The sequence below is a fragment of the uncultured Bradyrhizobium sp. genome (assembly GCF_936943645.1).
Classification (GTDB): Bacteria; Pseudomonadota; Alphaproteobacteria; order Rhizobiales; family Xanthobacteraceae; genus Bradyrhizobium.
This window is the reverse complement of sequence record NZ_CAKZJO010000085.1, coordinates 135,301-141,639: the sequence shown is the minus strand read 5'-3', so window position 1 is coordinate 141,639 and position 6,339 is coordinate 135,301. Positions and strand designations below refer to the sequence as shown.

The window sequence follows — 6,339 nt, the reverse complement described above, 5'->3', positions numbered from 1 at the left end:
GCGATGACCTTGCTCACGGTTGCCCGCCCTGCAAAACCCTTCGCGCCGATGTGACTGACGTCCACCGCCGCCCGGCCCGCGTTCGTGACGATCGCGATACGCCCCTCTTCGGTGGGCCGGGTTGCGGCAAGGGATACGCCATTCCCGAAATTCGGTAAAGCGGAATATTTTTGCTGACAGGCATTGCCCCAGCGCTCGCGTGTTTTGCCCGTCGGGCACCACAAGGTCTTGTGGCCGGGATGAGCGACTTGTCCCGTGGGAGACCTGACATCCCCTCGTGGCGGGGCTGAAGGCCCGGCGACCGCCGGCCCGAATTACCGGATGATCGTCGTCAGCGACGAGTAGCGCTTGTTCGGCTTGGCCTCGCCCGCCGAGAACTGCGCGAACGCGTCGCTGACGCGCGCGGCCGGCGTGGTCCCGTCTGCGAAGCGGAATTCCTTCGGCCGTGGCGCATAGAAGCTGGCGCGGTAATAATTGTCGTCGAAGCGAACCTCGCCGACCCCGAACAATGCGTCGCAGGCGAACAGGAGCGCATAGACTCCCGCCAGTGCAACGACGACCTCCTTGAAAACAGACATTTTGATGCCCCACCCTTTTGCAGGCAGGATGCACGTCGGTTCCCAAGCTCTGGTTTAAGGCAGCAGGCTTCTTGTCCGCAGGGTTTGCCGCCCCCGAAGGGATTGCAGACAATTTTAGCGATCTGGAAAAGAGAGCCCGCCTGACCGGGTCAGGCGGGCCCAGGATTGGCCGGTCGGGAGGTACTCAGACGGCCAGATTCATCCAGACAGCCTTGGGCTCGGTGAAATTGTCGAGCGCGGCGGTGCCGTGCTCGCGGCCGAGACCGGAGTCGCGTTCGCCGCCCCAGGGCAGACGCACGTCGGTATAGCCATAGGTGTTCATCCAGACCGTGCCGGCGCGCGCCCGCTTGGCGAAGCGCTGCAGCTTGCCGATGTCGCGGCTCCAGACGCCGGCGGCAAGGCTGTAGGCCGTGCCGTTGGCGATCCTGAGCGCATCGGCTTCGTCGGTGAACTTGATGACGCTGACGACGGGGCCGAAAATCTCCTCCTGCGAGACGCGCATCTCGTGCGCGACATCGGCAAACACGGTCGGGCTGATGAAATAGCCGCGATCGCCGACACGCTCGCCACCGGTGACGAGCCTCGCGCCCTCCTTCTGGCCGATCTCGACATAGTCGAGGATCGACTTCATCTGCTTCTCGGAGATGACGGGGCCGAGCGCGGTGTTGCGATCGAGGGGATCGCCGATCCGGATCGACTTCGCGCGCGCCGCCAGCCGCTCGACGACTTCGTCATAGGCTCTTTCCTGCACCAGCACGCGCGAGCCGGCCGAGCAGACCTGCCCCGCATTGAAGAAGATGCCGGAGGCCGCAGCCTTGCTGGCAGCTTCCAGATCGGCGTCGTCGAAAATGACGTTGGCCGACTTGCCGCCGAGCTCGAGCGAGACGCGCTTGAAGTTGCTCGCCGCGCCCTTCATGATTCCACGCCCCACCCCGGGCGAGCCGGTGAACGTGACTTTGTCCACGTCGGGATGATTGACCAGGGCATCGCCGACGACGCGGCCCGGCCCGGTCACCACGTTGAACACGCCCGCCGGCAGGCCGGCTTCGAGCGCGAACTCGGCGATGCGCAGCGCCGACAGCGAGGTCAGCTCGGCCGGCTTCATCACGATGGTGCAGCCGCAGGCGAGCGCCGGTGCCAGCTTCCACATGCCGATCATCAGCGGGAAATTCCACGGCACGATCGCCGCGACCACGCCGACCGGCTCGCGCACCGTATAGGTCAGCGCGTCCTCGCGCACCGGCACGACGTCGCCGCTGATCTTGTCGGCCCAGCCGGCGTAATAGGTCAGCGTGTCCACGGCGGCCGGAAAATCCTGGCGCGTGGTCGCCGCGATCGGCTTGCCGGCATCGATCGACTCCAGCTCGATGATCTCTTCCGCGTTGAGCTTCAACAGCTCGGCCCAGCGCATCAGGATCCGGCCGCGCTCCGAGGCCCGCATGGTGCGCCACGGTCCCTCGAACGCCCGGCGCGCCGCCGCCACGGCAATCTCGACGTCGGCCTCGCCGCCCTCGGCGATGGTGGCGATGATCTGCCCGGTGGCCGGATTGAGCGATTTGAAGGTGCGGCCGGAGCTTGAGGGCACGCGGCGGCCGTCGATGAGCAGATGCTGCGGCCGGGCCATGAATTCGGTGGCCGGCGAATGTGCAAAATCATATGCAACGGACATCATATTTCCTCCTGTTCTGGTATACCAAACTAGGCGCCTATTGGCCGGAGTAAATATGAGACGATTTGCAAATGGACGCTCGATATATGAAGCGAAGTTCATAAGGAGGCTCAATGCTCCAGATTGAGATCGAGGCCGTCTGGCGATTTCGCCGGGAGGGCAGCCCGCGCACGGTCGCCGTCATGCTCGGCGTGCTCAATGAAATCAGGAAGACCGGGAAGATCACCAGCGCCGCCAGCGACGCTCATCTGTCCTACCGCCATGTCTGGAACCTGATCGAGCAATGGTCGGAGTTCTTCGGCACCCCGCTGGTCGAGACCCAGCGCGGCAAGGGCTCGAAGCTCACGCCGTTCGGCGAGCGGCTGGTATGGGCCGGCGAGCGCATGCAGGCGCGGCTCGGCCCGCAGCTCGAAAACCTTGCGCAGGAGCTGGCCAGCGAGATCAAGCCGTTCCTCGAGCAGCGCCCCTCCGTGATCCGCGTCCACGCCAGCCACGGCTTTGCCGTCGCCAAGCTGCGCGAATTCCTCGATCGCGAGCCCGGCATCGGCGTGGACTTGCGCTATGTCAGCAACCAGCATTCGCTGGTCTCGCTCGCGCAAGGCGCCTGCGACCTCTCCGGCCTGCATCTGCCGCACGGCGCGCTGCGCGCGCAGGGCATCAAGGCCGCACGCGAATGGCTCGATCCGCGCGAGGACCGCATCATCAGCTTCGTCACCCGCGAGATGGGCCTGATGGTGGCGCGCGGCAATCCGCAGCGCATCGCTTCGCTCGACGATCTCACCAAGCCGGATGTCCGCTTCGTCAACCGCGACCACGATTCCGGGACGCGCCTGCTGTTCGACCAACTGCTCGCCGCAAACGGCATCGACGAAAGCAGGATCAACGGCGCGCAGCAGATCGAGTTCACCCATGCCGCGGTCGCGGCCTATGTCGCCAGCGGCATGGCGGATGCGAGCTTCGGCGTCGAGGCCGCCGCCCGGCATTTCGGCCTCGACTTCATCCGCCTCCTCACCGAGGATTATTTCTTCGTCTGCAAGCGCGCCTTCCTGGAGACGGAGCCGATGCGGCGCATCCTGGAGATCATCCGCAGCGCCGATTTCCGCGCGGCGATCGCCACCCTGCCCGGCTACGTGCCGTCGGACACCGGCACCGTGACCGGCGTGAAGGCGTTCCTGGAGATGCACGCCGTGCGGTGAGACCACATGGCTTGGCCAGCCTTGTTCGCGACGGGCAAGAGTGGCAAGGTCGCACAGCAGAACTTGAGAGACCCGTCATGTCGCGCGCGAGCGCCAAATCGCTGCCCCAGCTCAGCCTTCGCATCGACCTCGATGGCGAGGACCGGATCGGCCCGGGCAAGATCGAGTTGCTGGAGCAGATTCGCGAGCACGGCTCGATCTCGGCGGCCGGGCGCGCCATGGACATGTCCTACAAGCGGGCCTGGGATCTCGTCGACGAGATCAAGCGCATCTGCGGCCATCCCGTCGTGGAGCCGCAGGCCGGCGGCAAGAACGGCGGCGGCGCGATGCTGACGCCATTCGGCGAAAAGCTCGTCGCGCGCTATCGCAAGATCGAGCGCGACGCCGCCCGCGCGGTCCACAAGGAGCTGCAAGCGCTCAGGAGCGACATCGGCCGTATGCGGAAGTCGTGAGCGTTCCGCGCGCGACGATCGGCAAATTCAAATAGGCCTATCTGCCGATCGCAACGCCGGACGCTTCACCGCAAGCTCAGCCGTGACCAGCCTCCTTGCGGTGACCGCTGTCGCTGAGACGGTCGACCCAGGCGATGCCGATCGCCGAGATGATGAAGGTCATGTGGATCAGCACCTGCCACATCACGCCGGTCTCGGTGAAGTTGCTGCGCGTCGTGCCGAGATTGCCGGCTTCGATGAAGGTCCTGAGCAGCGAGATCGAGGAGATGCCGATGATCGCCATCGCAAGCTTGATCTTGAGCACGCTGGCATTGACGTGACTGAGCCATTCCGGCTCGTCGGGATGGCCGGTCAGGTTCAGGCGGGACACGAAGGTCTCGTAGCCGCCGACGATCACCATGATCAGAAGGTTCGAGATCATGACGACGTCGATCAGCCCGAGCACGACCAGCATGATCTGCTGCTCGCTGGCATCGAAAGAGTGCGCGACCAGGTGCCAGAGCTCCTTGAGGAACAGCAGGACATAGACCGCCTGCGCGACGATCAGGCCGACATAGAGCGGCACCTGCAGCCAGCGCGAGCCGAAAATGAGCTGGGCGAACAGGCCGAGGCGCGGCGGCACGGCCTTCGCCGAAGGTGCTTGGGATTCGGACGTCATGAAATCACTCCGGATTGCGGAAACACTTGTCGCCTCAGAGACTCGCGATGACGGGGGCGAGTTCGAGCGAGCCCCGATAGATCATCTCGAACGCGACGTAAATGATGATGGCGAGACCGACATAGGCGATCCAGCGTTGTTTCTGCAGCACGCGCCCGAGCAGATCGGCGGCGACGCCCATCAGCGCGACCGACAGCAACAGGCCGAAGGCGAGGATGTAGGGATGCTCGCGCGCGGCGCCCGCGACCGCGAGCACGTTGTCGAGCGACATCGAGACGTCGGCGGCGATGATCTGCAACGCGGCCTGACCGAACGTCTTCCGCTGCACCGGCGCAGCGCCCGCGCCGCCGTGGCTGAACGCGAGCTGCCCTTCATGGGCCTGCTCGCGCAGCTCGCGCCACATCTTCCAGCACACCCAGAGCAGCAGCACGCCGCCGGCGAGCAAGAGACCGATGACCTGCAGCAGCTGGGTCGCGACGCCGGCAAAGGCGATGCGGAGGATCGTGGCGGCGGCGATGCCGACGATGATGGCGCGGCGGCGCTGCTCGGCGGGCAGGCCCGCCGCGGCAAGGCCAATGACGACGGCGTTGTCGCCGGCGAGAACGAGGTCGATCAGGACGACCTGGAGCAGCGCGGTCAGCGCGTCGGCGGTGATAAATTCAGTCATGATTGATCATTTTTCGGTGCAGACGGATCGAGCCATTGCGGCTTCTTCCGCTCGACCCAATCCAGCACCTTCGAGCGCGAGGAGCGCAGCGCAGGCACGTCCTCGGCAAGCAGCGCGAGGCCGAGCGGCAACATCCAGACGCCGAGAATTGGCAGGAAGGACAGCACGCCGCCGACGATGAGCAGCGCGCCCGAGGGGATTCTGACCCAGCGGTTCGACGGTTTGAGGAGATAGGTGACGGTATCACCCATGCGGGGCGGCAGCCGATCGACGAGCTTGTCGAGGCGCGGGTCACCGCCCGCCATCTCGCTGGCGGGACCTGCGGCCTCATTGCTACGCTCGTTCGATGCTGCGCTCATGCTTACTCCTTTGTGGCCAGTTGCGGCTTGGTGCCCTCCCTGCCCGACGTGACCGGCTTTGCGCGCGGCAGCACCAGCGTCAGCAAGCGCAGCAATTTGATTGCCTGCACTTCATGGGGATGAACGTCTTCATCGGCGGCGGCGACGCGCTCCGACAGTTCCATCAGGTGTGACGACAACGGCATGTTCGAGACCGGCCGCAGCGTGTCGATCACGACGTTGGCGAAATCAGGCTCCTCCAGCCGTTCGGCGAGGGCATCGAACATCGCAAACAGCCTCTCGTCCTCGATATGCGGCGCCAATCCGCGATCCCGGATGAACCGGATCACCTCGTCGCGCTCGACCGGCGAGACCTGCCGGTCGGCCACGGCGACGAGCGCGCCGGCAATCATCAGCGCGGCCGCAGCCTGCTCGTTCAGGCTGGACGGCTCCGCGATCTCGATCTCGATAGGATTTGAATGCTTGGCGTCAGTCATCGTTGCTCCCAGGTCTTGCGAAATGGCCGCACGGAGCTGCGATGGGGACGATGGGGTCGGAAAGAACATCAAAGGGCCCGACGATCGGCCAATCCATCGCATTCGCGCGGGACAGGTCATCCGACATCGCGAGGTTTGCCGACATCGTCGGCGTCCTCGCCAGAGGGGCCCGGATTCTTGTTCGGTACACAGATAAAGACGGGTTCGTCGGAATCAAGGCGGCGCCACTGCGACCAGCCGCCGCATTGGGTTCCACGATGTCACAATTGGTTAAGGATGCCGGC

General features: G+C 65.1%; 8 protein-coding genes and 1 pseudogene. 2 read left to right on the top strand and 7 right to left on the bottom strand.

Annotated features, from left to right (window positions below):
* The 3 genes and pseudogenes from Q0743_RS25355 to Q0743_RS25345 all read right to left on the bottom strand — a co-directional run.
* A pseudogene (locus tag Q0743_RS25355) lies at window positions 1-224 on the bottom strand (hypothetical protein); the annotation flags it as partial.
* A gap of 90 nt (window positions 225-314) precedes the next feature.
* On the bottom strand, window positions 315-578 hold the full coding sequence (locus Q0743_RS25350) for a hypothetical protein (RefSeq protein ID WP_298244214.1): 264 nt from the start codon (window positions 576-578) through the stop codon (window positions 315-317).
* Between the two features lie 184 nt (window positions 579-762).
* Window positions 763-2,247 carry an aldehyde dehydrogenase family protein gene (locus tag Q0743_RS25345; RefSeq protein WP_298244216.1) on the bottom strand — a complete coding sequence of 495 codons (1,485 nt, stop codon included), beginning with the start codon at window positions 2,245-2,247 and terminating at the stop codon, window positions 763-765.
* A 113-nt stretch (window positions 2,248-2,360) separates the two neighbouring features.
* Between Q0743_RS25345 and Q0743_RS25340 the strand changes: the two genes are divergently transcribed.
* The gene (locus Q0743_RS25340) at window positions 2,361-3,443 is read left to right on the top strand and encodes a substrate-binding domain-containing protein (protein WP_298244213.1); all 1,083 of its coding nucleotides are present in this window, start codon (window positions 2,361-2,363) and stop codon (window positions 3,441-3,443) included.
* Between the two features lie 77 nt (window positions 3,444-3,520).
* Window positions 3,521-3,895 (top strand): winged helix-turn-helix domain-containing protein, encoded by a 375-nt coding sequence (locus tag Q0743_RS25335; RefSeq protein ID WP_298244212.1) that lies wholly within the window; start codon window positions 3,521-3,523, stop codon window positions 3,893-3,895.
* Between the two features lie 76 nt (window positions 3,896-3,971).
* On the opposite strand, the gene Q0743_RS25330 is transcribed toward Q0743_RS25335, so the two are convergent.
* The 4 genes from Q0743_RS25330 to Q0743_RS25315 are packed head-to-tail and all read right to left on the bottom strand — an operon-like array spanning window position 3,972 to window position 6,055.
* Window positions 3,972-4,553, bottom strand: a complete 582-nt coding sequence (locus Q0743_RS25330) for a TIGR00645 family protein (protein ID WP_298244211.1) — start codon at window positions 4,551-4,553, stop codon at window positions 3,972-3,974.
* A 34-nt stretch (window positions 4,554-4,587) separates the two neighbouring features.
* Window positions 4,588-5,220, bottom strand: a complete 633-nt coding sequence (locus Q0743_RS25325; RefSeq protein WP_298244210.1) for a TerC family protein — start codon at window positions 5,218-5,220, stop codon at window positions 4,588-4,590.
* Entirely contained in the window at window positions 5,217-5,579 is a 363-nt protein-coding gene (locus Q0743_RS25320) for a hypothetical protein (protein WP_298244209.1), read from the bottom strand. Before Q0743_RS25320 ends, Q0743_RS25325 begins: the two co-directional genes overlap by 4 nt.
* A 2-nt stretch (window positions 5,580-5,581) precedes the next feature.
* Window positions 5,582-6,055, bottom strand: a complete 474-nt coding sequence (locus tag Q0743_RS25315) for a TerB family tellurite resistance protein (protein WP_298244208.1) — start codon at window positions 6,053-6,055, stop codon at window positions 5,582-5,584.
* Between the last annotated feature and the right edge of the window lie 284 nt (window positions 6,056-6,339).

Excerpts from the sequence above, each read along its gene's own strand:
- Q0743_RS25350 (WP_298244214.1), bottom strand. The coding sequence starts at position 578 with ATGTCTGTTTTCAAGGAGGTCGTCGTTGCACTGGCGGGAGTCTATGCG.
- Q0743_RS25345 (WP_298244216.1), bottom strand. The coding sequence starts at position 2,247 with ATGTCCGTTGCATATGATTTTGCACATTCGCCGGCCACCGAATTCATG.
- Q0743_RS25340 (WP_298244213.1), top strand. The coding sequence starts at position 2,361 with ATGCTCCAGATTGAGATCGAGGCCGTCTGGCGATTTCGCCGGGAGGGC.
- Q0743_RS25335 (WP_298244212.1), top strand. The coding sequence starts at position 3,521 with ATGTCGCGCGCGAGCGCCAAATCGCTGCCCCAGCTCAGCCTTCGCATC.
- Q0743_RS25330 (WP_298244211.1), bottom strand. The coding sequence starts at position 4,553 with ATGACGTCCGAATCCCAAGCACCTTCGGCGAAGGCCGTGCCGCCGCGC.
- Q0743_RS25325 (WP_298244210.1), bottom strand. The coding sequence starts at position 5,220 with ATGACTGAATTTATCACCGCCGACGCGCTGACCGCGCTGCTCCAGGTC.
- Q0743_RS25320 (WP_298244209.1), bottom strand. The coding sequence starts at position 5,579 with ATGAGCGCAGCATCGAACGAGCGTAGCAATGAGGCCGCAGGTCCCGCC.
- Q0743_RS25315 (WP_298244208.1), bottom strand. The coding sequence starts at position 6,055 with ATGACTGACGCCAAGCATTCAAATCCTATCGAGATCGAGATCGCGGAG.